Annotated in this window: 19 protein-coding genes and 2 pseudogenes; 12 read left to right on the top strand and 9 right to left on the bottom strand. The window is 46.6% G+C overall.

Features of this window, described 5'->3' with window-relative positions; translation table 11 throughout:
- Positions 1-7: 7 nt before the first annotated feature.
- Positions 8-169: a hypothetical protein gene (locus tag QUB61_RS04825; protein WP_333189847.1), complete on the bottom strand. Its 162-nt coding sequence runs from the start codon at positions 167-169 to the stop codon at positions 8-10.
- A gap of 57 nt (positions 170-226) precedes the next feature.
- Between QUB61_RS04825 and QUB61_RS04820 the strand changes: the two genes are divergently transcribed.
- Both QUB61_RS04820 and QUB61_RS04815 read left to right on the top strand, forming a co-directional pair.
- The gene (locus QUB61_RS04820; RefSeq protein WP_333122397.1) at positions 227-3,733 is read left to right on the top strand and encodes a glycosyltransferase; all 3,507 of its coding nucleotides are present in this window, start codon (positions 227-229) and stop codon (positions 3,731-3,733) included.
- Positions 3,734-4,026: 293 nt separating this feature from the next.
- Positions 4,027-5,355 carry a GH39 family glycosyl hydrolase gene (locus tag QUB61_RS04815; RefSeq protein ID WP_333122394.1) on the top strand — a complete coding sequence of 443 codons (1,329 nt, stop codon included), beginning with the start codon at positions 4,027-4,029 and terminating at the stop codon, positions 5,353-5,355.
- A gap of 116 nt (positions 5,356-5,471) precedes the next feature.
- On the opposite strand, the gene QUB61_RS04810 is transcribed toward QUB61_RS04815, so the two are convergent.
- Both QUB61_RS04810 and QUB61_RS04805 read right to left on the bottom strand, forming a co-directional pair.
- Positions 5,472-5,771 (bottom strand): contact-dependent growth inhibition system immunity protein, encoded by a 300-nt coding sequence (locus QUB61_RS04810; protein ID WP_333122391.1) that lies wholly within the window; start codon positions 5,769-5,771, stop codon positions 5,472-5,474.
- Positions 5,768-6,310 (bottom strand): RNase A-like domain-containing protein, encoded by a 543-nt coding sequence (locus tag QUB61_RS04805; RefSeq protein ID WP_333122387.1) that lies wholly within the window; start codon positions 6,308-6,310, stop codon positions 5,768-5,770. Before QUB61_RS04805 ends, QUB61_RS04810 begins: the two co-directional genes overlap by 4 nt.
- A 623-nt stretch (positions 6,311-6,933) precedes the next feature.
- Here QUB61_RS04805 and QUB61_RS04800 point away from each other — a divergent pair.
- The 4 genes from QUB61_RS04800 (at position 6,934) to QUB61_RS04785 (ending at position 10,837) form a co-directional block, all read left to right on the top strand.
- Entirely contained in the window at positions 6,934-7,998 is a 1,065-nt protein-coding gene (locus QUB61_RS04800; protein ID WP_333122385.1) for an acyl-CoA dehydrogenase family protein, read from the top strand.
- Between the two features lie 84 nt (positions 7,999-8,082).
- Positions 8,083-8,814 (top strand): cyclase family protein, encoded by a 732-nt coding sequence (locus tag QUB61_RS04795; protein WP_333122382.1) that lies wholly within the window; start codon positions 8,083-8,085, stop codon positions 8,812-8,814.
- 176 nt (positions 8,815-8,990) lie between these two features.
- On the top strand, positions 8,991-9,737 hold the full coding sequence (locus tag QUB61_RS04790) for a DUF1995 family protein (protein ID WP_333122379.1): 747 nt from the start codon (positions 8,991-8,993) through the stop codon (positions 9,735-9,737).
- Positions 9,738-10,066: 329 nt separating this feature from the next.
- Positions 10,067-10,837: a metallophosphoesterase family protein gene (locus tag QUB61_RS04785; RefSeq protein ID WP_333122376.1), complete on the top strand. Its 771-nt coding sequence runs from the start codon at positions 10,067-10,069 to the stop codon at positions 10,835-10,837.
- 177 nt (positions 10,838-11,014) lie between these two features.
- Here QUB61_RS04785 and QUB61_RS04780 read toward each other — a convergent pair whose 3' ends face one another.
- On the bottom strand, positions 11,015-11,866 hold the full coding sequence (locus QUB61_RS04780) for a M48 family metallopeptidase (RefSeq protein ID WP_333122373.1): 852 nt from the start codon (positions 11,864-11,866) through the stop codon (positions 11,015-11,017).
- A gap of 380 nt (positions 11,867-12,246) precedes the next feature.
- Between QUB61_RS04780 and QUB61_RS04775 the strand changes: the two genes are divergently transcribed.
- On the top strand, positions 12,247-12,771 hold the full coding sequence (locus tag QUB61_RS04775; RefSeq protein WP_333122370.1) for a DUF4330 domain-containing protein: 525 nt from the start codon (positions 12,247-12,249) through the stop codon (positions 12,769-12,771).
- A gap of 198 nt (positions 12,772-12,969) precedes the next feature.
- Positions 12,970-13,743, top strand: coding sequence for a transposase (locus QUB61_RS04770; RefSeq protein WP_333122366.1), 774 nt, complete (start codon positions 12,970-12,972; stop codon positions 13,741-13,743).
- Between the two features lie 109 nt (positions 13,744-13,852).
- Here QUB61_RS04770 and QUB61_RS04765 read toward each other — a convergent pair whose 3' ends face one another.
- Entirely contained in the window at positions 13,853-14,758 is a 906-nt protein-coding gene (locus QUB61_RS04765; RefSeq protein WP_333122363.1) for an alpha/beta hydrolase, read from the bottom strand.
- A gap of 815 nt (positions 14,759-15,573) precedes the next feature.
- Between QUB61_RS04765 and QUB61_RS04760 the strand changes: the two genes are divergently transcribed.
- Entirely contained in the window at positions 15,574-16,188 is a 615-nt protein-coding gene (locus QUB61_RS04760) for a hypothetical protein (protein WP_333122360.1), read from the top strand.
- Here the strand turns inward: QUB61_RS04760 and QUB61_RS04755 are convergent.
- The 4 genes and pseudogenes from QUB61_RS04755 to QUB61_RS04740 form a co-directional block, all read right to left on the bottom strand.
- Positions 16,156-17,091, bottom strand: a complete 936-nt coding sequence (locus QUB61_RS04755; protein ID WP_333122357.1) for a hypothetical protein — start codon at positions 17,089-17,091, stop codon at positions 16,156-16,158. The two genes, QUB61_RS04760 and QUB61_RS04755, sit on opposite strands and share 33 nt — an antisense overlap.
- Positions 17,092-17,993: 902 nt before the next feature.
- Positions 17,994-18,570 (bottom strand): annotated as a pseudogene (locus QUB61_RS04750) (RNA-guided endonuclease InsQ/TnpB family protein); the annotation flags it as partial.
- Positions 18,571-18,613: 43 nt separating this feature from the next.
- Positions 18,614-19,799, bottom strand: a pseudogene (locus QUB61_RS04745) (RNA-guided endonuclease InsQ/TnpB family protein).
- Positions 19,800-20,828: 1,029 nt separating this feature from the next.
- Positions 20,829-21,017, bottom strand: a complete 189-nt coding sequence (locus QUB61_RS04740) for a hypothetical protein (RefSeq protein ID WP_333122354.1) — start codon at positions 21,015-21,017, stop codon at positions 20,829-20,831.
- 519 nt (positions 21,018-21,536) lie between these two features.
- On the opposite strand from QUB61_RS04740, the gene QUB61_RS04735 reads away from it, so the two are divergent.
- The 3 genes from QUB61_RS04735 to QUB61_RS04725 all read left to right on the top strand — a co-directional run bounded on the left by QUB61_RS04735 (position 21,537) and on the right by QUB61_RS04725 (position 24,969).
- Positions 21,537-22,439, top strand: coding sequence for an MBL fold metallo-hydrolase (locus QUB61_RS04735; protein ID WP_333122351.1), 903 nt, complete (start codon positions 21,537-21,539; stop codon positions 22,437-22,439).
- Between the two features lie 235 nt (positions 22,440-22,674).
- Positions 22,675-23,889: a bifunctional riboflavin kinase/FAD synthetase gene (locus QUB61_RS04730; RefSeq protein WP_333122348.1), complete on the top strand. Its 1,215-nt coding sequence runs from the start codon at positions 22,675-22,677 to the stop codon at positions 23,887-23,889.
- Between the two features lie 171 nt (positions 23,890-24,060).
- On the top strand, positions 24,061-24,969 hold the full coding sequence (locus tag QUB61_RS04725; protein WP_333122346.1) for a MoxR family ATPase: 909 nt from the start codon (positions 24,061-24,063) through the stop codon (positions 24,967-24,969).
- The last annotated feature ends 200 nt before the right edge of the window (positions 24,970-25,169 follow it).

Raw genomic sequence — 25,169 nt, 5'->3', positions numbered from 1 at the left:
ATTCCTGTCAGCAGTAGAATTGCATCTTCCTTCTTCCTTCTTCCTTCTTCCTTCTTCCTTCTTCCTTCTTCCTGACATCCGTTACATCCGTTACATCCGTTACATCCGTTACATCCGTTACACAATCCGTTGCCGAACTTCCTTCTTCCTTCTTCCTTCTTCCTGACATCCGTTACATCCGTTTCCGAATCCGTTGCCGAACCCTTCCTTATTACCGAGAAAACTCATGTCAATAGCAAATTCGACAGCGCGAGTAAGTGTAATTATTCCAGCATATAATGGCGATCGCTACATCGCGCAAGCGGTAGAAAGCGTCATCAGCCAAACCTATAAAAACTGGGAAATTATCGTCGTAGACGACGGCTCAACCGACGACACCCGCCAAGCATTGCAGCCTTATTTTGACAAAATTCGCTATGTTTATCAGGAAAACCAAGGAGTAGCTGCCGCCCGCAACCGAGGAATTCAGGAATCCCGAGGTGAATTAATTGCTTTTTTAGATCAAGATGACTTTTTCTTGTCCGATAAGTTAGCTGGACAAGTTGCGTTATTTGACGCTCAGCCATCACTAGGAATTGTTAATAGTGGCTGGCGGATGGTTAAAGAGCAAGGCGAAAGTATTTTCGATGTCACACCCTGGGAATACTTGCCTCAGCTAGACATAAAAACCTGGATTGTTTATATGCCCCTACTTCCCAGCGCCATGATGTTTTCGCGGCAGTGGCTGGAACGAGTCGGTGGCTTTGATTCTCAGTATGATTCAGTAGATGATGCCGACTTAATCTTGCGTTTAGCACTATCTGGCTGCGAAGCTGCTTGGTTGCCTCAAGTGACAGTATGCTACCGCCAGCACGGGCAAAATGTGTCCATCCAGAGAGCGCTAAAACAGGCCAACCTTTGTATTAAATTAAAGCAAAGTTTCTTCAGTAGAGCCGACTTGCCAGAGGACATCCGTCAATTAGAAAAGCAGGCTCTTTATGAAGCTCTGACATGGATGGCGTGGCAACTTTACTACAGCGGCTATCCGGCAGAAATGACTGAGTATTTGCAAAAATCTTTAGATTATACCCCGTCCTCGCTGACACTAACTATAATAGATTGGGTAAAGCGCCTTACCGGAATTTCTAACACCTACGGCTGCCCAATAGATGGCATTGCTCTCAGAAAAATACCAGAATGGAAACAGTTAATGGCTAGTATCATCACTCCCAAAAAAGTGCGCGTCAGTGTCATCATCCCGGCTTACAACTGCGATCGCTACATTGTCAAATCCGTAGAGAGTGTTCTGGGCCAGACTTATCAAAACTGGGAACTTATCGTCGTAGACGACGGCTCAACTGACAACACTCGCCAAGTTTTAGCACCTTACCTCGATTTAATTCAATACATCTATCAAGATAACCAAGGAGCAGCAATTGCTCGAAATAGTGCTTGCAAGTTAGCAAAAGGGGAATTTTTAGCTTTTCTAGATGCTGACGACTTCTTCTTACCAGAAAAACTTGAAAAACAAGTAGCTTGCTTTGACGCTGACCCCACATTAGATATGGTGCAAACAGGTTGGCTTATCGTTGGCAAAAACGACGAAGGCATCTATGAAGTAAACCCTTGGGAAGAAGCACCCACATTAGATTTAGAAGCTTTTGTTTTGTACAAATCAGTGCGTCCCAGCGCCATGATGCTGCGGCGAGAGTGGTGGGAACGCTTGGGGGGTTTCGATCATCGCTTGCCGCCAACCGAAGATTTAGATTTTGTCCTACGTTTAGCTTTAAAAGGCTGCAAGTCAGTTTGGTTAAAAGAGATATTAACCTGCTATCGTCAGCACGACACCAATCTCATGTCCAACGGCTCCAAATTAATGAAAAATACGGAAATTTTGATGGAGCAATTTTTCGCGAGACCAGACTTACCTCAGCACATCCGCGACTTGAAACGCACGGAACGTTACAAGTGTTTAGTATGGATAGCATGGCGGATGTACCGCGACGGATATTTGCCAGAAATGGTCGAAAGTCTGGAAAAATCTCTGTATTACACTCGTTTGACAGGTACTGAAACTGTTTTTAATTGGCTGGAAACTTTTAAGGGGGTTTCAGAACAGTACGGCTACAACTTTGATGCCTATGCCTTAACCAATTTACAGGAATGGCAAGACATAGTGGCGCTCGCAGCTAACAATCCTTATCAGTTTCAATCGGCTCCCAGTTCGATTTATCGCCAGCAAACAAAGCACGTACTCCTGTACACAGAAGACCCCGGAGTCGGCGGTTTGGCTCAGTTTAACCACTCGCTGATGTGTAAATTAGCGGAGGATGGCTACCGAGTTACCAGCGTTCAAAGTCAAGTTTCTAACCCTTTAATTACCGAACAAAAAAAGCGAGGTATCGAACATATTTGGCTAGAGTTCGACACGATGAAAGAGTTTTTGCGAATTGCTTACAATTTAGATGATGCTCAAAAGATTTACGCCCAGGATCAACCGGATTTAATTATATTTAGTGACGGCTGGCCGATGGCTAACTTTGCAGCAAAACAAGTTGCGATCGAGCAAAATATACCGTACATAATCAGTCTGGGTTATATCAATCGCAATTATGAAACCTTCGATCGCGGCGATCGAATTCCCTATTTCGATGCAGTTGCCTACCAGTACATGGTAGCCAAAGCAGCAGTAGCAGTTTCCCACGAGAATTTAAACTTGTTCCAAAGTCTATTTAAAGCGCGTCTAGAACGGGGAAAAGTAATCTATTATGGCAGACCAAATAGTTATTTTGAGCCGCAGAATCTTTCCACTCGCCAACGCTTGCGTCAAGAACAAGGAATCCCCGAAAATGCTGTGGTTTGTTTTACGGCGGCGAGGTTGACTCCAATTAAAGGATATCAGTATCAATTGCAGGCGATCGCCCAATTAAAATATCGTCCAATTTGGCCCCAAATTTACTTTGTTTGGGCAGGGCCTGGGTCTACTACTCACGACAATATGGAACCTGAATTAAGAGCAACTGTGAGCAAATTGGGAGTAGAAGAACAGGTTAAATTTTTAGGACAGCGCTGGGATATTGCCGATTGGCTCGACGCCAGCGACATCTTTATTTTATCTCCCCAAGCAGAAGGAATGCCGCTAGCAATTATGGAAGCAATGGCGAAAGGGTTGCCCGTAATTGCCACAGCAGTCAGCGGGATCCCTGAAGAATTGGGAGATACAGGAAAGTTGCTCCCCGATCCTACAATCGACCCAGAAGGAACAGTAAAAGAGTTGGTAGAAACGGTGGAAATATGGGCAGAAAATCCCGAATCGCGCCGACTTGCAGGACAAGCGTGCAATGCGCGAGCCCAAGAACTATTCAAAGAAGAACGGATGCTTCGGGAATATGGAGAAATAATTGAACAGGCATTTGTAAGTGACGGTGAGAGCGACAGTTTCTCTATTTGTCCGAAACTCAAAAAGCAGGTACAGCAAGTGGATAGCCTGCTGAAATACTATTATTTAGTGTGGAAAGCTTGGGATGCTTACAATAACGGAGATATGTCCGAGATGGTGAATAATTTGCAGTCTGCTTGGACCTGCACACCTTATTTTACCACAGAAACTATCTTTGATTGGGTGAAAAATTTTGGTATTTTTGCTGAGGAAAAAGGAGTTAATTTCGATACCAACGAGCTGATAAACTCCCGAGCGTGGCAACAAGTGATAGAATCAAGACTGGGTTTAGAAGTGTTTTCATCGGTTCGTTAAAATTATTATTGGTAAGTTGGTAGTAAGGAGTTGAGTTCTGATTGATTAAAGAGAGGACTAAACTCCTCACTAGGAATTTACTAATGTTTAACTGGTTCCTAAGCTCTGTCTCGCTTGGAAAGCAAATCGGATCTTGAAATCGCTACTAGAGCAATCCTTGCAGGAGTCGTAAATTTTTTACCCCACCCCAACCCTCCCCGCGAGTTCGGGGAGGGAGTAAGAAATTCACAAATGATTTAGGATTGCTATACACATACAAAGTCCCCCTTTGCAGAATGGAGAAAAGAAAAGATATGCAATTTACATTCAAGTTCAAACCTATTAATAAACTGCTGCCAATTGGTTTAGCTATTGTCACTCTCCTGTTAATCACATATTGGGGACAGCAACCAACTGTTGCCCAAGTTCGATCGAACGTCGCAGTTGATTTTGGACAGCCAGCCACCGGTACAATTTCCATGAGCGGCATCCTGCACGGAATCGACACCGCAAAACCGCCGGATAGTTCTATCAAACCCTTGCAGCCGAAACTTTGGCGGGTGGGGAGGCTCGATATTTACGATCGAGTAATCGCCAGCGGAGCCGAGTTTCAGTTAGTAGTCAGCGACTTGTGGGGCTACGGTAGCAATCCCAATGGCTGGCCCTATCAAAACTACCCCGCATGGGAAGCCTTCATCCGACAGTTAGCCCAGCAAAATAAAGGCAAAAAAATTATTTGGGATGTATGGAATGAGCCCGATTTAAAAAATCCGTTTTGGAATGGAAGCAGAGAACAATTCTTTGAAACCTACAAAAGGGCTTACAAAATTTTGCGGGAAGAATTGGGGCCATCAGCAATGATTGGCGGACCGAGCATTACCAACTACAACAAAGAATATCTCGCCGCTTTTTTGGATTACTGCAAGGCTAACAAACTGGAAGTAAATTTCCTAGCTTGGCACGAACTCAACGACACGAGGATTTTATTTGTTGACGATCATGTCATCGATGCTAAACGCAATTTTCAGCAAAGTCCCTCTTACAAGGAACTGAAATTGCAAAAAATTTACGTCAACGAAATTGTCGGGAACTTAGCGCAGTACCAGCCGGGGGAAATCTTAGGTTATTTGTATAACTTAGAGTATGCAAAAGCTGACGGTGCTTGCAGAGCTTGTTGGGATAGTAAAGGGCCAAATAAAGTTAGCAATTGCTTCAACAATACGCTGAGTGGGATGGTCATGCCTAATACTTTTGAGCCGAGAGCCGCTTGGTGGACTTACAAAGCTTATGCTGACGGAGTTAATTCGCGGGTGCGGAGTGGGTCAGATAACGATCGCCTTGTCGCTTTAGCCAGCAAGTCAAATCCTGAAGGTAAAGCACAGATACTTTTAGGTTATTTCGACCGCAATTATTCCTCAGCAACAAGGGTAACATTAACCCTGGGGAATTTGGAGCAGCTAGGTATTCAAAGGGGTCAGAAAATCACTCTAAAATTAGAAAAGATTCCCAACAATGAAGAAGGAGCAGTGCAAAAGCTTGTCACCGTTAAAGAAGAACAAGTTTCGGTTGGTAGCGGCAGCTTGGCTTATGTTATCCCTAATTTCAACGTCCACGAAGGCTACTTATTGACGGTTAGCAAGTGAGCTAGCTATCCTATTGAATTGTGGATAACTTGTAGGACACGGCACTGCCGTGTCATTACAAATATATAGCCTTGTCATTACAAATATATAGCCGCATTTTTACAAATATATAGAGTTTAGCTGGGATTTGTCAAAGACTTTTGCACGGATTCCAACCATTCTCTGACTGTTTGATTTTCGGATTTGGGGTCGTAGTAACACCCTAATTCATCGAGGATGAATGCTTCTAAATCGGCTGGGGCGATCGGCATTTCGAGCAGTTTGCTGAGTTCTTGCGATGCAGCTTCAACATTTGCGGGCGGTTCGCTGCTGCGGTAGTTGTTCACTACATCGCTGGGAATGTCAGCTTCTAGCGGCCAGTCTTGGTGAAAGTAGGAACTGAAAAATTGGGTTAAATGAGGAAATTGATTTATCATTCGGGATAGGCTGTGAGAATAAAGTATCCGGGAGGTAATTTGGCGCTGCGCTGGAGGACGATTCTCAGGCGAGATGCTGAAGTTGCTTTGGATGCGCGGCGGCGCAGAGTAATGCCAATTATTCTGTTGGCGTTGTAGTCGATCGTATAACGATTGCCGCGACTTTTCACCCAGGAGTCGATCGCATTTTGATTTCTGTTCATTGCTTCCCCAATGACCACTTCGGCGACGGAACGGTTAGTAAAGGAAGATGCGGCAGAAATTCTCGTTTCGCTTGCGAGTCGCTGTGCTAGTTGTGCTTCTGTTTTGCCAACGTGTCTCTCTAAAGTGTGTCCTCCTGCTGCTTCGTGAAAGTCTAATCCGCCGCCCGGTATGTTGGGTGCAAAAGCTACGGTGGTTTGTCCGGGTATAGTTGAGCCTTCCTGTGCAAAAACTGCGCCGTCTACCGTCGGTATTGTGGAGTGGAATAAGACTGTTATTGAGGCGATCGCACACAGGATACCTAAAAACTTTTTTAGCCGATCGAGTTTATTTTTCATTGCTGTGGAATCTATTTCTTATATTTAGTATAGGTGTTTGCTGTTTTTTGTGTCGATTTTCTAATCGACCATTCGTAAGTTAGAAATTACGCGCAGCATTCAAATATACGGTGCGCAGTGCGCGCCCTACTGTTAGTTATAAATTGCGCGCAGTATTTAAATACATGGTGTTGCGCACCCTAGGATTATTCATAAATACACGCGGAGCACGCAGCACTCTACCATTATTTATAATAGTTCGTGATTTCAGTGGTTTACAAAGCTTCACTCACTATGATAAAATGTTAATAATTATTTGAATAAATACCTGAGAATTGATGATAAACTAAGTGATTATCTTTAAAATTTTGATAAAATGCCATTAGCGATCCTAGCAGGTTGTCTCGGTAGTCGTCTCAGATTGGAAAGTGTGGGAATGAGTTAGTTTTGGGGCGGGATTTTCTGCGCACCCCACAGAAGTTTGAATAAAACTAACTAGAAGATTACCTCAGAAACCCGATTTTTTCGTAGATTTATCGTGACTCGTCGCAAAACTTGTAGAAACCGGGTTTCTAGCTACCTATGCGTGGCCTCTGAAACTTTCCAAAGTAATGGTAAAAATCACTATAAAATAATTTAAAAAAATGGATTACCAAGATATTCTCAACAGCACAGAAAATTACCTACAAAAGTGCGTTGCACCCCACGCGGGAATTATCGACAGCGACTCGGAAGCGCTGAAAACAGCACTTGCTGGATTGGAAGATCGATCGCTCTTAGCGTTGCGAGTTCCTCAAAAATGGGGCGGCGCCGCAATTGCACCGGAGATTTCTTACCCATATCAGGAATTGATGGCTCGATATTCCGGTGCTTTGTGTTTTCTGCAAACTCAGCACCACAGCGCAACTTCCATGCTTGCCAACAGCGACAATGAAATGCTAAAAAGCAGATACTTGCCGGCGATCGCCCAAAAAGAGTTACGCTTGGGTGTTGGGTTTTCGCATTTGAGGCGATCGGGGAATCCTGCCGTCACCGCCACTCCCGCAAAAGATGGCTATTTACTGTCAGGAAAAGTTCCTTGGGTAACAGGTTTTGGATTGTTTCAAAAGTTTATTGTAGCTGCGGTACTTCCTGACGGCCGCGCTGTTTTCGGTTTGCTACCTTTTGTCAATATTGAACGCGAATATGGTAAAATAACATTCAGCGACATCATGCAATTAATCGCCATGAACTCGACTAATACTGTCACAGCAACTCTCGATAATTGGTGGCTGCATGAATCGGAAATAATTTCGGTTAAACCTGTGGGGTGGATTTCGGAAACCGACAGCAAAAATATACTGAATTCTGTTCCGGCTACTTTTGGCTGTATTCGAGCGGGATTGGATGTAATTGCAGCAGCGGCGGCTGCTAAAAATTCACCTTTTATAGTGGCGGCTTGCCAAAAACTAGAGCAAAAGCTCGATCGGCTAAAAGAGAATTTCCAACAATCTCAACATAGCTCGAAAGCTGAACAATTAGCGCTGCGGGCTCAAGCCATTGATTTAGCGGTGCGTTGCGGGCACGCTGCGGTTGCAGTTTCTAGCGGTGCTGCTAACGGTATTGTTCACTCTGCCGGGAGAGTTTATCGAGAAGCTTTGGTGTATACTGTTTCCGGGCAAACAAAGGATGTGATGGAAGCAACGCTCGATCGACTAAGCGAATTTTAGATTTTAGATGTTAGATTTTAGATTTAGAGCGCAGAAAATCCAAAAATCAACTGTGTTTAATAAATAATATATCTATTTTACCTGATGACAAACAACTTCAACTCAAATAACTTAAAAACGATCCCCTACAGCCAAATTGTAGACTTAACCCATTCAATCCACCCAAATATTCCCATCTGGCCTGGAGATCCAGCCACAGAAATTGCCACAGTCTCTCAAATAGAAAAAAACGGCTATTTCCTGCAAAAATTCTCAATGGGAGAACACAGCGGCACTCACATCAACGCACCCAACAGCTTTTATGCAGGAGGCGCCAGCATTGATAGTTATTCCCCGCAGTCGCTAGTTTCCCCTGCAATTGCGATCGACATCCGAGAGCAAAGCCTTGCCAATCCCGACTACACTTTAACAATTGATGATATATTGACTTGGGAACGGCAGCACAAACTTATAGAACCGGGAAATCTAGTTTTATTGTATACTGGCTGGCAAGAAAAATGGGATAACGAGAGAGCATTTTTTAACCGAGACGAGCGCGGGATTTGCCACTTTCCCGGATTTGGCAAAGCAGCCACTCAATTTTTGCTAGAAGAACGCTCGATAGCAGGAGTTGGAACCGACACTCACGGAGTAGATACCGGGCTAGATGAAAGTTTTGCCGTTAACAAACTGGTATTGGAAAAGCAGCGAATAGTGCTGGAAAATCTGGCAAATCTCGACTTTTTACCGGCGGCTGACATCACTTTAGTTATCGGAATATTGCGCATTTTGGGAGGTTCCGGCTCGCCTGTGTCGGTGTTAGCTTTTGTTGCTTGATGCGGTAAAACTTACATCTTGCACCCGGCTCAAGAACAGGCAAGATGGCTGTTCCACAAAGAGTGAATTTTCTCGCTTCACAGCCATCTTGTCTGTTCCTAAACAGGTAATTGAGAATGGTGCAATATCTCAGGTAAAATTGGATTGAGAGAAGTCGAGTAAAAACAATAAGATTAATGACAGAACTGCCCAAGGATCTCAACGACGCGATCGCCCAATCGCGCATTGCAACCGCCGCCGCCCTCTCGGACGGCAAAACTCTACTGCAAGTCGAATTAGTATTTCCAGAAATCGCACTGCAAGCACAGTCTATCACCGAACAATTCCTCCCAGAATTTGAGGAAATCTACCCCGGAGTCAAAGTCTTTTTTCCAGACACCGGTGCTGCCGCCCTCGCCCGCCGCGACTGGGGAGAAACACCGTTTAAAGTCACTGATTTGGGCAGCAGTCGCAGTCCTGTTGAAGATAAAATAGCACCGGAAGACGAACTGTTCCTGCTGGTGAACCCGGCGGCTGTAGAAGTGGCCCAAGTCGAAAAACTTTACATAGCTGCAGCAGGTCGCCCAGTAATTCTACTCAACCCGCGCCTCGAAGATGTTGCTACCATAGGTATAGGGTATGCGGGCCGTCAACTGCGCGATCGATTCCTGAGCAAAATCGAATGCTGCTACTACATCAGACCCCTAGACACAGCAGCTTTATTCCGCTGCTACCCCCAATCCTGGCAAGTCTGGCTGGAAACAAACAACGAATACGAACTAATTTCTGAAACCGCCCAAAAACCTGTGGGAGACGATTTAGAGCGGATTTTAGCCGCTTCTCTCCCAAGCGCCGATCCTGACTCCACCACACCTGCAAAACCTCTCAAAAAGAAAGGTTTTTTGGCAGAGCTCCAGACATTCCTCAAAGCTTTGACTCAGTGACAGCCGAAGACGCTCGATCGTCTAGTAGGGTGCGTCAGCTAGGATTATTTTCGACTTAATCCATCGGCTAATGGCTGAGGCATCCTACAGCGTGAAATAACTCAAAGCTTTGGCTCAGTAACAGCAGTTGCAGAACCACAATTAACAGCTTGCCTGTGTTTCTATCACTAGGTACGCAAACAGATACTGGTGAACTTTACAGAATCTTTATATAAAGCAGTATAATGGGTTACACCCCTGCACCGCAAAAGAGGGGGGGCAAATAGCAGCAACATTAGATGCTATAAGCTAAAGATTTGGCTTTTGATTCAGGGAAGCGGATAAACACAATGGAGCACCGGCGCATTGTTATCGGGGACGTACACGGGCATCACGACGGCTTAATGACCCTGCTAGAGGCACTTGCCCCCGGCTCGGACGATCGCGTCTATTTTTTGGGAGACTTAATCGATCGTGGCCCCAAAAGTGCTCAAGTATTAGATTTTGTCCAGCAAAGCCCCTACCAAACTCTGCTGGGCAACCATGAACAACTGATGCTGGAGGCTTTGTCGGGGGTGCCGATGGATATGCAAGCATGGCAATCTTGGCTGTACAGCGGGGGGGATGCCACAGTAGCGAGTTACAGAGATACAGGGATGATGCCGTACAAACACTTAGAGTGGCTGCGAACGCTCCCCACCCACCGGGACTTAGGGGACATTTGGCTGGTTCACGCCGGCGTCCACCCCCATATGCCAATTGACAAGCAGTCGAGCGAACAACTCTGTTGGATTCGCAAGGAATTTCACACGATATCGAAACCCTATTTTCCCAATAAATTGATTATTGCGGGTCACACGATCACTTTTACCTTTGAGGGCGTCAGACCCGGGGAATTAGTCAGGGGCCAAGGGTGGTTGGATATTGACACGGGTGCTTATCATCGCAAAAGCGGCTGGCTGACAGGACTTGACCTCAGCTACCGCAGAGTTTATCAAGTAAATGTTTTTAACCATCAAGTCCGAATTTTGCCGCTTGACGAAGTTGTCAGACCATTGAAGCAGCAGCAGATTGCAGCCCCAAAATCTGCGATCGACCCTTTTGTTCAACAGGAGTGTTAAATCAATTTGTAGTTGTAGGGTGCGTCAGTTTAAGTCGGATCGATTAAATGGAAATTAACCTGCTTCTGACACACCCTACTAACTGGATTTATTTTTTAACGAACCGCGAAGACGCGAAGATCGCGAAGTAAGAAAAGAGAAGATAAGACAGGAGAGCGCCTGACTGATTTAAAATTGCTACGATCCCAAAAGCCTGCGGATTTCTAGCCTGTAAGCGGCGTTATTCAAACCTTCACCGCTTTCGAGATCCGGGTCGATGGCCTGCTCCAGAGCAGCAATGCGATCGGCAGTAGCTGGGTGAGTGCTCAAAATGCTCGGAGGAGAAGGCTTGTTGAGCAATTTTTTCATAAAATCAACCATCCCAGATTGAGCGTAGCCCGATCGCCCCATCATTTGCAATCCCAACCGATCCGCCTCATACTCAGCTTGGCGGCTGTGGGGGCGCCGCAAAGCCAATTCTACCCCAATCTGAACCGCCTGAGATCGATCGAGCCCAGTCGCCGAAGCTACACCGCTGGCGATTGCCATTTGACGCATTTGTTGAATCGCGTGGCGAGCACTAATGTGAGCGATTTCGTGGGCGATCACACTTGCCAATTCGGCCTCATTGTCCGCCGCCTCCATCAAACCTTTATTCACATAAACAAAACCGCCCATTGTCGCAAAAGCATTAATAGTGTCGTCGTCAATCACTTGAAAAGTATAAGGAATATTCGGGCGAGTGCTTTCTGAGGCTAGCCGCTGACCGATGCGGTTGATATATAGTGTAGTGGCGCGATCGCGGTCAATGTTAAACTCGCTGTTGGCTAACTGCTGATTAATTTGTCGGCCAATAGTCACCTCTTGGCGATCGGACATATTCGACAATTGAATAACTTGAATGCCCCGAAAAATCAGTTCAGGCAAAGAAAATGCTTGAGTCGCTTCCGGGGAAACCACCCAGATACCCGCAGCCACAACCAGCGACAGAAACAGATAAATCCCCCGGCCCCCGGTACGCCGGCAAGTCAACCAAAAACTTTTTAACATGATTGATACCTGCGATAAGTTAGATAAAAGTTTAGGAAAAACTCGAAAAGTCACTAAATAGGCAGACGCAATTTGAGGCTGCTTAGTTGCTATTCTAGCTTTTTCCCCATTTTTAACCGCCCCGCCAGCTTCCGGGCGACAAAACCCGCGGCCAACCAACCGCCGTCAACTGCCGAATGCTTTCTGCCGATCGAGCCCAAGTCCTGCGGATTTTGGGCGATCGTTGTGGTAATATCTTTTAGCTTCAGGACTTACCCATCAATCACGTATGTCATTGCCAGCGCTAGCGGCTCTTTGGCAGCATCTGTTTTTCATCCATGTCTGCGTAAGTCCTGAGCTTGTAAACATACTCCTGTCGCTATCAGTTAATTAAGCGATTTATGAAAATTTTGGATTCTCAAGGCCGGCTGTTCGGCAAACTCAGCATCCTAGACGTAGGTGCCGCTCTGATCGTACTGCTAGTTGCAGTCGGAATCTTCTTCTTTCCCGGCACTTCTGGCGGTTCCGTCGCCCAAGTCGGCACCAGTGTCAAACCTGTAGAGATTGATGCAATTGCGATCGGTCTCAAAGGGACAAACGTTCAAGATTTGTTCAAATCCGGTGACACAATCAATGTGGTAATCCGCAATCAACCCTCCGGTCAGATTACCATCAAATCTGTCAAAACTCTCACCAGAACCCTAGCAGTTCCTCAGCCCAACGGCACTCTGAAAGCTCTCCCCGATCCCAGAGAAGAAGAATCTTTCAGCAAAAATATGATGTTTACCTTAGAGGGAAAAGGTCAACTTACTGAAAATGGCCCGGTTTTAGGGAATACGAAAGTCAAAATTGGTACTACGCTAGAGCTGGAAGGCAAAAACTACATTTTCAACGCCAGCGTCATCGACGTGCGAGTCAAAGAATAGTCATTAGTCATTAGTCATTAGTCATTAGTCATTGCTAATGGGTAATGGGGAATTGGTAATGGGGAATTAATCTTCCTTCTTCCCTCTTCCTCCTTCCTCCTTCCTGACCTCCGTTACATCCTCAGAAAGCGAATCCGTTGCCGAACTTCTTCACCTGAAACAGCAGGATGCCCCCACTGTAGAGCGATCGTACTCGCGATGCTCGTCAGTGGTGGGAGGAATGCGATCGAAGCGACAATTCCAGCGGTATATCAACGTTCTTCTAAGACTTATTATCTGATGGTCAGTATGGAGCTAGAAACTCCTGATATCGGCCCAATGACAATAACCAGAGTCTCTGGTGTTGATGTAGGAATGCGATACGTAGCAGTAGAAACCGACTTACAAAAAAAGTCTAAATTCTATACGGGCAAGGAAGCTAGACACAAGGCTAATCGTTATCAAAAAGCTAGAAAAACTCTTCACTGCAAAGGCACCCGTTCGGCTACTCGCAGGTTAATCGCGATATCTGGAAGGGAAAGACGGTTTACCGCTGATGTGAACCATACAATCAGTAAGCAAATAGCTAAGCCTAAAAGTCTAATCGGACTAAAAAACCTAACCGGAATACGGGACAGAATCAAGTCCATAACGGGTAAAAGGGCTAGCAAGAAACAACGTACAGCTAATCGTAATAAGGCAAAGTGGTCATTCGCTGAACTGCATGGCTATATATACTATAAAGCCGACCTAAACGGCTCTATGGCTACAAAAGTACCTGCTCATTACACCTCGCAAAGTTGTGTGAAATGCGGACATACTTATAAAGCCAATAGACATAACAAGGGCTTATTATTCCGCTGCGAATGTTGTGGCTATGAGTTGCACTCTGATTTATTGGGAAGCAGAAATATTGCTTTGAGAACGTTGCTCGTCCGGCAAGACTGGATGAGTACGGGCACTTTGTTAATGTGCCTTCAGGGTGTCGGGTGATGAAACCAATGCTGAAATCCTGCAAAGGTTCTCAGAGTTGCGGTGGAGCCTAGATGCAAGCTCCCACTGTATTGTGAGCCGTCAGGCAAAACAATCAATGGCGGGTAATTTACCCTTCCGAAAGCAACTTTAAATATTGCCGAATTAAGCCAATAGTCACAGCGGGAATTTCTAACTGCGGAGTCAAACCTACGTTTTCCAGAGGTTGAAAAACCTTGATTGCTTCGGGGTTGAGGTTGGCCAACCGCTGCCCGATTTCAGGGCCGGTAAACTGCGATTTTTCTCCCCAAATAATCGCTGTCGGCGTTGTTAGCTGAGTGATGTACAGCGACAAATCAAAGCACAAATCTCCCCGCACAAAAGACAGGGCGGCATATTCTGCATTTGGTTCCAAAGCAGATTCGAGGTAAGCGTCTACAATTTCTTGGTAAACGCGACGGGAATCGGCAAATTGGCGCTGTTCTAGGAAGCTACGGATGCCGCCGTCTGTGGCGATTCCGGTACTGTAGAGCAAGCGGTCTAAAATCGGCGTGCCCACTAGCTGAGCGAAGAAACTGCGGCCGTAATCTTGTCCGAAGTCCGACAAACCGCTGGGTATCGTCAAAATTAGGGATTTGAAGAGATCCGGCCGCGCGATCGCAGCTCGAATCGCGATCGCCCCCGTCAGCGAAGAAGCAATCACATCTGTCGGACTGCCGCAAGTTTTTTCTATAAATTCGATCGAAGTTGTGATGTAATCTTCAACTAAATAATTTCTCGGCGGATGTTCCGATCGTCCCCAACCGATTAAATCAGGTGCTAAAATTCGATATTCGGGCGCAAAAGCCGGATAAACTTTCGACCATTCGTAGGCACTCGACCCGCCCCCAAAACCGTGAAAAAATACCAAATTCGGTTTATTTTCCGAAGTTGAGTTCGGCAACCCGATCCAAGGCATTTTTTCAGCAGTGTAGTATACCATTCTGCCGAGAGAAGTAACTGTCGATCGCTGACCGAAGCCGAGGGGTACAAGCATAAATAAACCTCAATCACTGTTATATTTTAGATTTTTGTCCGCCGCCGGGTCTCTGTTGAAAAAACTTCCCAAGCTGGTGGCGTTTTTGTAAAGATTGAGTAAAGATGTCAACAAACCTGACGCTCAACTCGTACCGTTAGACCCCAGGCTTCTTTTTCCCTCGAAGCAAGGGCTTTTTTGAGTGACCCAGAAACACCGCCACTTTTTTCATTACTGTTTCAAGGTGCCAGAAAGTACATTGAAAATCAGGATGCTCCCCAAATATAATTGCCCCGCTCGGTACATGGAACCGCGACCCCGAGAGATCGAGAGGCGTGGATTCGAGGTACGGAGGCTCCAAGCGCCTCCTTTAAGTCCCCTCTAAATACACGCCTTGGAGGAACTGGCTGATAGTTAAATCTATTTTAGTACAGGTGAAGCGAAACAACAGACAGCAAGTAAGTTTTGGGATTTGGGCAATTCGGCTCTGTAGTTATTCTCACCCTTGCAAACAACCGCCGATGGGAGATAATATCAAAATGATGGGTAAGACCCCTCAAATACTAGAGTCTGTTTGCCAACCCGGAAAGCAGGCGCTCGGAAAGCAGGAGTATTAGAACTCGCTTTCAGTCAGGCGGCAGGTTTGCCGACGCTCGCCCATCACGAATAATTAATCACGATATTTTGCGGAGCAGTGGCTTTTGAGGTCGAAAGTCTTTGTTGGAGGGCCCGCGAGCGGGTGTCGAGGCCGGCGTTGCAGGTTTGGTAATCACGGGCCTCGCCGTTATCACTTCCAAAACACAAGAAACAAGTAATCTCAGGGAGGTCTACTAAAAATGCAACTGCTCAGGAAACGGGATCGCGAGGGTTTTATGGTTGATGCGAAAAGTCTTCAATCTGATGGGTTTGCAGAATTTGATACAGCCTGTCGAAGCATGGATTTAAACGGCAAAAAGTCTTTTGTCGCCACTCCAGAACGCTCAGGCGCAGGGTCAGAGGTGCGATCGCGCGCCACCGTACCGGCGATCGTCCGCATAGCTTTAGAAGAGTTAAAATGCTTTGAAGTAGTAGAACACCAGTTTGCACATTGGGGGGTGACTTTTAGCAATGCCGTCGCCATCCAACCTTCAAACCCAGCATTTTTTACGGGTTCTGGGGCAACAGTGTTAATGGGAGCCCCCAAAAGCGGACAGATAGAAATAACTTTTAAGTATCCAGTTCACTGGGTGTCAGGACTTGTCACCAGTTCGCGGCGAACGGTTTTATCTGCTTGGGACATCGACGGCAACTTAATTGTTCAGGATGAAATGCCGGGCCCCAATCTGGCCGGGTCTAATTCTCCGATCGCTCCTAGCGCTCCCCTGCGCGTAAAAGGTCCGAATATTCATCGAATTACTTTTTACGCTTTTGACGGTCAGCTAGTAGTCGATGACTTGATGTTTGGATTTTAGTGCTCCGTCATAAGTAGCGTCCCAAGTCTGCAAACCTTCGATCAGGGCATTGCGGACTAAAGCTTCGGGTTCTCGACTCAGCATCAGGCGAAAGCACTCGGCAGCTCGGGAACGGGCGATCGAACTTGTGACGGAGCTCACAGCGCCAAACCCACCCTTATTCACCAAATCGGTCATTTGCCGCACTGCAATCAAACGCTTCACTGGGTCAGGATCGGTCAAATCTGCCAGGATGCGATCGAGCGCCACTTCATCTTTTGAGGCCCCCAGACTCAACGCTTGCCGCAGCAACAGCCCTGCAATCGCGATCGTGCCAAAGTTCTGCAAAATCAGGCTCAAAGCCATCCAGTGGCTCTCGGAGTCCGCCCAAATCGCCAAACTCATGTAAGCGCCCAAGGTAGCAATGCCGCCGGTGCCCACCGCTAAAACGAATCGGCGGTTCGGGCCCTCCCAAAATTGCTCGACGAGCGATCGCAGCAATTGCCAGTCCCAGGACTGCCCTCGGTAAGCCAGCATCATCGCTGCTATCCCCAGCCCTGTGGAAAACAGTAACTGACTGTTCCACCACCCCCAAACTGCTGCCAGGGTGAAAGCGGCCAGCCAACCTTTCGATCGAGTCAAACGCTCTAGCAGCCACTTGAGAAAGGCAGTAGAAACCACAGGCGATCCGGCCTTCGAGCTCTTGGCATCAAACCGGAGGCGCCTTTTTTCGGCAGTCGGGCCAGTCGCTGCAGGGGTTCCCGGCGGGCGATCGTCCGAACTAAATTCCCTCAATGCTCGGGCATCATTCATTTCTAAGGACAGCTGGCTCGACGGGAGCTTATCGAGTTCCCAAGTGCGATCGGACACTTTCACTGGCGATCGATTCAGCTTCTTCGTTGTAGTTTTTTTTACTTGATTCATACTGACTTTTTTGAGAAATAACTTAAACTTATATCAGTTTCAATAAACTATGCAACTGTCGGCCAGTTACAAACCATTACATAATCAGTCTTTCCCAATCTAAAATCTCACATCTAAAATCTCACATCTAAAATGGTATGAGCCAGGCTTTTTTAGCACAGATTTAGATTCTCTGCCAATAAGAGTCTTAGACTCTATAATACCAGAAATTTAAACTCGTGGTGAGTACGGCAACTTGGTATAATTCCGATCAATCATTACCAAATATAGAGCAATTGAAGATTCTTGAGAAAAGCACAACAGTTCAACAACGAATATTTCTGAATCACTCTTGAGACAGAAGGTCGATCGGAGTTGGCCATCAGGGCAAAAAATCGAAAAATTTTTAATTTCAGAAAATAGGGAAATTTTGAGTGATTGAATTCGTCCGCCGATTCATGCGCGACGAAAATTTAGATTTTTGCCTGCAGCCCCGGGTGCTCGCTGTCCCGGGGTGTCAAATGATGCTGGGTTCACAGCTTGACCCCGCTCAAAAACGGATACAAGTTTCCGACACTCGTGGTGGAGAGGCAAAAATTTTAGACTCTTGTTCAAGCGCCCAGATTCATCTGTGGAGTAAATCTAAAATCTAAAATCCTTCGACGGCGAGCGCGACTCGACGGCTCGACGGCTCGACCTCGCACTCGGCCAACGTCGCTCGCCCTCGCCGAACGTCTCACGCCAAAGTCTAAAATTTAAAATCGACTGACGGTTAGCTGGACGGACACCAGCCGTCCGGGCGGACCGAGAATCCAGACAGTATTGTTTGTTGACACTCCCGGGCGTAAACGCACTCTTGATTCTTTAATCTAGGACGTGGCAAGCTTTGGCAGGATTTCTCCAACAAAAGTAGAGGCCTCATCTCAGGAGAGGGTTGCTTGCATTAGCGTGCATGGCGTTCGGGTATGCCCTACCGTACCTAATCCTCTCAGGAGAGGATGTTTCTAGCTGCGTTTTCATCTCTATCCATCACACAACCGCATTTACAGACGTGCGTTAAGCGTAGATAACGTTTTCTTCACCATTGCACCGCCACTAGAGCATTCTTGGCTTGTTTACTGCGGATTCACCGCAACCGTTACTTTCTCAAATACTTTGGCAAACTATTCAATCGAGACACGAAATTGATACCAAGATGCGTCATTAATAGACTTAGCCAGACAAGGATTTTTCACCATATTTTTAATCCTCAAATCGACCGAAGCTCTCAAGTCGTTGGACGCTCACTACGCACCGTGCAAGTTTTATTGCATGATGCAATACGATTGCCTATTTATTTTGAGGTGGCGTAACCCGAGAAGCTGTCTAGCGAGAGCCCCTGTTCTTTGAACCTTTAATCCTCCTAGACACGATCCCGTGACAACGTTTGAGGACTTTTTCACCTTGACGCAAGAATCTAGAATTCTCAACCATTACCCCGTTTGAGTCTGTTTGACACTCCCCGGCCTAAAGGCGCGAGGATTCTTGGATCGATCAGTCGAACTTATCTCTGTTTTGCTGCCATCAAAGAGTAGAGATCGGTCTGTCCCCAAGCATTGATTTCGGTGTGCCCCACCGTATTTAAATTGATACCTGCCTGCTTCAATCCTTTAGCAAGAATATTTCGACCAGCATTACGATCGCGATCTAGTATCGTTCCGCAACCACAAATATGGGTTCGGGTTGACAGCGTTTTCTTAACAAAATTGCCACAATTTGAACACTCCTGGGAAGTGTACTGAGGTGGAACAGCAATTATAGTTTTGCCAGACACTTTCCCAAAGTATTCCAACCCGAAGAGCAAATTGTGACCGCGCTGCATCACTAATTGATTTAGCAAGTTTATGGTTCTTAACCATATTTTTAACCTGAAGTTCTACCTAGGCTACAAAATCGTTAGATTTTACCGCGCCGGGCGTCGTCTTTATGGCGAAGTCTTTACGCTGCCTAGTGACATAAAGGTGTTTTCTTCCTAACTTGTTAATCGCTTTTTTCCGATGGCCAGAACCTTTCTTCTTCCCTTGAAACCCGCTTCTGCAATCTTTTCAAAGCCTTTTCACTTTTTCGGAGATAGCGAGGGTTGGGGACCGTTTCGCCATCGCTGTCGGTATAGAAGTGATTTAATCCCACATTTATCCCAATAGTTTTGCCAGTAGAAATGAGTTCCTCTTTTCGCTCTAGGTTGATGCAGAATTGGGCGTAGTATCCATCGGCACGACGCACAATTCTGATTCGCTCGCATCTCACCGGGTGCATAAAAATGCAAATCCCGACTACCGATTAGTTTGAACTTTCCAGCAGCAAAACCGTCCTTAAGTGTCAAGCATCTTTTGTCGGTAGAAAGCGCCCAGCCTGTAGTTTTGTATTCAACGGATCGAGTGTGCTTCTTGAACTGCGGGTATCCCTTTTTCCCTGGTTTCTTGGCGAAAGCAATTAGCAAAGAAACGTTGGATAGCAAAAATGGCACGTTGGGCCATCGCTTGACGTGCCATCGAATTAAGCTTACCTGCCCATTCAAACTCTTTTGCCATGATGGCGCATTGTTTGTACAGATCAACTAGCTTGACTCCTTGATTGTCTATCCAGTATCTAAGAGTTTTGTTTCGGACAAATTGAGCTGTTCCGATCATCTCGTCCACGATCCGATATTGCTTCGCTTTGCCTTTCAACTTAAACTCTAAAACTATCATGACAACAGCTTATCACTTTTATGAAAACTTTTGCTCGCAAAATCTATATGTTTAACAATTATTTACGCCTTGCGGAAATTAAAGCCGTCCTAGAAGGACGGGGATTTAGAGCCATTTTTTTGGTTAACTGATTTAATTTTCCGTAGGCATTGAACTCGAAAACTAGCATTGTTCTACCTCGCTTCTTATGCTACACCATCTAACATAGGTGTTCGGTAAGTTACCCAAACTTTACAATTAAAGCCGTCAAGCTTATGAGGAGGTTTTAAACCCAATTTCCTGATAATTAATAGCAGGAGCATTCCTAAACTGCTAATATTTTGGAATTAATGGGAATTGAGTTAATTAAACTGGCTTCTCGTTAACTATCAGCCGGTTGGTCCAAGGCGTGTATGTAGAGGGGAGTTAAAGGAGGCGCTGCGGCCTTACTTACCCCAAATCCACGCCTCTCGATCGAAGGCATGGCGGTTCCAGGTACCGAGCGGGGCAATTATATTTGGGGAGCATCCTGATGTTCAATGTACTTTCTGGCACGTTGAAACAGTAATGAAGAAAGTGGCGGTGGTTCTGGGTCACTCAAAAAAGCCCTTGCGTCCAGGGAAAAAGAAGCCTGCGGTCTAACGGTACTCGGTTGACCCTCAGGTTTGTTCACGCTTGAGTGCCCGATCCTCTGGGGCAGGGGTTCGGTGGCGTTTGCTTAACGATCGGGGCAAATGGTTGACTAAACCTACCTCTTCTTCATCTAGAAAGATAACTTCTTCTAGATAGACTAATTTAGGTTTAGGCGCTAAAGTTAACTATATAACCTTTGGCGATCGGGGGATAGCCGACTTATCTTGGGATAGTCGACTATCCCATAGCGTTGTCAGTCAACTTCAACTGGCTTTAGGTAACTAAAGTTAACTATTAGCCGGTTCGTCCAAGGCGTGTATTTAGAGGGGAGTTAAAGGAGACATTCTTCGCCTCCGTACCCCGAATCCACGCCTCTTGATGAAAGGGGTGGCTGTCGGAGGTTGGGAAGCTGGCTAATTATATTTCGGGAGCATCCTGATTTTCAATGTACTTTCTGGCACGTTGAAACAGTAATGAAGAAAGTGGCGGTGGTTCTACTTGACTCAAAAAACCCCTTGCATCGAGGGAAAAAGAAGCCTGCGGTCTAACGGTACTCCGTTGACCGTCAGGTTTGTTCACGTTTGAGTAGGTTTTATAAAGCAGCATATCAAGTCCGGTAAATTAACCGTAATTATTGTAGGGGCCGTCCGGTGAGGCCCGATCGGCAATATCAGCCAGATATCGCCGTAAACCCGCCCAGGAGCATCGATATTATGGTCTATAGACCGGACTAGATAGCAGTACGTGCATCATCCGGGTTCAAACCCGTAAAGCAGCAGCGCCAACAACCAACCGCGCGATGCTGTTCGGCAAGTGCGGAGACTGGAAAAACAGCGGCTTTTGACCAGACTCAGGCAGAAATGCTGCCCCAAACTGTGTCTGCGGAGGTTAGGCTAGTGAAGAGAAGAAAAGAATACTTACGATCGAGACTTGATTAGTCTACCTTGTAATTTCTTGCTCAGTTGTCAAGCCCAACAGTTTTGCATTCTCTGGCAAGCGAGACTCTTGGCACTTCCAACAAGTGCGTTTCTCGACCGTCAAAGAGCTTGGGTTTGATGGTAAAACCCTTACCAGTATGTAAACACCTTACCGATGGCTCGCCGGAACAATCTTGCAGGAAAACCCATGTCTAGTATGCAAAACCAATTCACGGTTCACTTCTGGGGCGTTAGAGGTAGCATAGCGTCTCCCGGGGCTGAAACAGTACGTTACGGGGGTAACACGCCCTGTATAGAAATGCGAGTGGGTGACAGTCGCCTAATTTTCGATGGCGGTACTGGATTGCGGGTTTTGGGACAAACTCTCCTGTCGCAGATGCCCGTAAAAGCTCATATATTTTTTACTCACTCTCACTGGGATCACATTCAAGGATTCCCATTTTTTGTCCCAGCTTTTATTCAGGGCAATTGTTTTCAGATCTATGGGGCTATTGCTCCTAATAAGGCTACTATCCAGCAGCGGCTCCACGACCAGATGCTGCACCCCAATTTTCCGGTGCCACTGCAAATTATGGGGGCAGACCTGAAATTTAACGATATAGAAGTGGGCAAACCGCTGGAAATCGGAGAGATTAAGGTGGAAACTGCTTTGTTGAACCATCCCGGGGAAGCTATAGGCTACCGCGTGAACTGGCGGGGGTATTCGGCTGCTTACGTGACTGATACCGAACATTTTCCCGACCGTTTGGACGAAAATGTGCTGTATTTGGCCAGGGATGCTGAGGTGCTGATCTACGACGCTACTTATACCGATGAGGAGTATTATGCCCCGAAGAGCAGCAAGGTCGGCTGGGGACATTCGACTTGGCAGGAAGCGGTGAAGGTGGCAAAGGCTGCTAATGTCAAAAAGTTGGTGATTTTTCACCACGACCCGCTGCACAATGACGAGTTTTTAGACAGGGTGGGAGAACAAGTGGCTCAAAGGTTCCCGAACAGTTTGATGGCGCGGGAAGGTTTGTCGTTACAGTTGCTGCCTCCTGAGAAAGATTTGTCTGAAGCGTCGGTGCAAGCGCCTAAAGTGCCTGTCTGATGGATTTGAGATTGCCCGATGCTTCTTACATCTTGAGGTCGGAAATCTCAAATTTAAGTTAAGGCTGACCTCAAAGACGGATACAAGCCCCCTGCTTAAGTCGTGGAAAACCAAAAAGTTTAGACCAAAGTTCAATCTCCCAGATTGCATCTATCGAGTCAATCTAAAATCTAACATCTAACATCTAACATCGACTGGCGATCGCAATCTGGCTAACTGTGTCAAAATCTTAAGCGTGTGGGTAACTTCTTCTTGTACCGCTGCTCTGACTCCAACTTCTGTTGCCTTGGGAAACTTTGATGGTTTGCACCTAGGGCATCGACAAGTCGTGCAGCCAATTTTAAATAAATCGCCTGGGCCAAATTCTGCGACGGTTTCGGAGACGGGGCAAAACTTGCGCTCAAACACTGGCAGAGATCCAAATTTGGAAAGCGAAGATCCGGCGACCTGCGACAATGACTCAGCAGCACCGCCCGATCGAGCTGGCAGCAGCCATAATTTCGATGGTTTGATACGGCAGACAAGGGCAGAGGGCAACAGCCTCTCTGGTCGCGATTCTCATGGGGTAGATCGGCTTTACAGCACTGTGGTGACATTCGATCCCCACCCGCAAGAATTCTTTACCGGTCAACCGAAAAAACTGCTGACACCTCTGGCAGAAAAGGTAGAATTGCTCGAAGCAATGGGCGTCGATCAACTTGTGCTGCTGCCGTTCGATCGAGAATTGGCGACTTTGACGGCCCTAGAGTTTGTCGAGGAAATTCTGGTGCGACAACTAAAAGCGAGTCGAATTAGTGTGGGGGTTGATTTTCGGTTTGGACGGGGACGCGCTGGGACGGCTGTGGATTTGCAGTCTCGCGCCTCGGGTTACGGTGTTGATGTTGCTCTTGTACCGCTGCACAATCGCGGTACGGTGCGGATCAGCAGTTCTGCAATCCGCTTATGTCTGGCCGAGGGCGACCTCACAAGAGCGAATCAGTTGCTGGGGCGACCTTACAGTTTGGTGGGGACTGTGGTTGGCGGACAGCGGCTGGGCAGGACGATCGGATTTCCTACTGCTAATATCGAACTGCCGCCGGAAAAATTTTTGCCACGTTTTGGCGTGTACGCCGTGCGAGTCTCGGTGAAGCATGGAGGGGAAAAGATGAAAGATCAAAGTTCTTCCTATCAGCGGGAAAATCCCAAATCTCGAATCCCCGCCCTAGCATCAAATTTATTTTTTGTCAATGGGGTGATGAATGTTGGTTGCCGCCCGACGGTAGACGGGCTGCAACCCACTGTGGAAGTTCACCTGTTAGATTGGTCTGGGGATTTGTACGGTAAAACCTTGAGCGCGAGTTTGATAGAGTTTTTGCGGCCCGAACAAAAATTCGCTTCTGTGGATGCTCTCAAAACTCAAATTCAGGCAGATTGTGATGTTGCTAGAAGCGTATTAGCTGCTAAAGTCTAATAATTATGTGATAGAGAACGGGCGATCGGTTTAAAAAATGGTGCAACATGAGTCAGACTAAATTCTAGTTGTACAAATACGAAGTCCGCAAGGCAAAGACTCAAGATTTTGGCAATCTTGATATCTTTTCGACAATTAGCGACTAGCAATTAACTATTAGAAATCAGGGATATGAGACAAAATATTGAGCGGCTCAAACAAAATCTAGGCAAGACTATTGTTGGCAAAGCCGATGCTATTCGCTTGGTGCTGGTAGCCGTGCTTTCGGGCGGGCACGCGCTGCTGGAAGATGTGCCGGGTGTGGGAAAAACGCTGCTGGCGAAGTCTTTGGCGCGATCGATCGATGGGAAGTTTCAGCGGATTCAGTGCACTCCCGATTTGTTACCGACGGATATCACCGGTACTAATATTTGGAATCCGCGCAGCGGAGAGTTTGAGTTTTTGCCCGGGCCAGTTTTTGCTAATGTTTTGCTTGCCGATGAAATCAATCGGGCGACGCCGCGAACTCAGTCAGCTTTGCTGGAAGTGATGGAAGAAAAGCAGGTGACAGTAGATGGAGTTTCTCGGAATGTTCCGGCGCCGTTTTTTGTGATTGCGACTCAGAACCCGATCGAATATCAAGGCACTTTTCCGCTGCCGGAAGCCCAGATGGATCGGTTTACTTTGTCTTTGACTTTGGGCTATCCCGCTGCGTTGGAAGAGTTGCAAATGTTGGAACGGCTTTCTGATAGTTTTGCTGTTGAAGATTTGCAGCCTTGTATTTCTTTGGAAGAAGTGCAGGAATTGCGTCGTTTGTGCGCTGGTGTGAAGGTGGAAGGCTCTTTGAAACAGTATATTGTAGATTTGGTGCGATCGACGCGGGAGGATGAGGAGATTACTTTGGGTGTAAGTCCCCGGGGTGCGGTGGCTTTGCACCGGGCGTCCCAGGCTTTGGCGTTTATTTCGGGGCGGGATTTTGCTACCCCGGATGATGTGAAGGATTTGGCGCCGCACGTACTGTCTCACCGGTTGATTCCGGCGGGGGGAAGGAGGGCTAAGACGATTGTCGATCGATTGTTGCGAGAGGTTGCTATTCCTTAAAAAGTTTGTAAGTAGGTTGCTTTAATTAAAGGAACAAGCCCGACGGCCGATGACACAAACAATTAATTTTCCTGTGGGTGGGCAGGAGAGCCCGCCCTTGAAAGACTTATTAATAATTGTGCAAGATGTCATATCAAATCCGGTTAGCATCGGAATTGTAAAATCCAGTCAACAGTCAACAATCACGGACGCTGCAACCG

It is taken from the genome of Microcoleus sp. C2D2 (assembly GCF_036702495.1).
Lineage (GTDB): Bacteria > Cyanobacteriota > Cyanobacteriia > Cyanobacteriales > Microcoleaceae > Microcoleus.
This window is presented reverse-complemented; position numbering and strand designations above follow the sequence as displayed.